This is a genomic window from Poinsettia branch-inducing phytoplasma str. JR1, from assembly GCF_000309465.1.
Taxonomy (GTDB): Bacteria; Bacillota_I; Bacilli_A; order Acholeplasmatales; family Acholeplasmataceae; genus Phytoplasma; species Phytoplasma pruni.
In genome coordinates this window covers 1-318 of sequence record NZ_AKIK01000130.1, presented here as the reverse complement: position 1 = coordinate 318, position 318 = coordinate 1, and the positions used below count along the sequence as shown (strand labels likewise).

General features: G+C 28.0%; 1 pseudogene. It reads right to left on the bottom strand.

Features of this window, described 5'->3' with window-relative positions:
- Positions 1 to 44: 44 nt before the first annotated feature.
- Positions 45 to 318: pseudogene (locus tag ON17_RS03645) on the bottom strand (hypothetical protein); the annotation flags it as partial.

Below are 318 nucleotides of genomic sequence, written 5' to 3'. Positions count from 1 at the left end.
TGTTTATTTAACAACCAACTTATAAAAATTTTTATTTATCTTTTTTAAATTGTAAATCCAGCATCTCTTAATTCTTTTTCTGTATATCCAGCATATACTAATTCACCAAGTTGAAATCCAACATTATATAATTCGTTAGGTGTATTAATATCTTTAAAATCTGCACTAGTATACCCAGCGGCTTTTAATCCTTTATATGTAAATCCAGCATTTATTAATTCTTTAACTGAAATTCCAGACGGTCTTAAGTTGTCTTCTATAAGTCCGCCATTTATTAAATCTCTACTTTTATATGCAGCATCTGCTAATTCCTTAGCT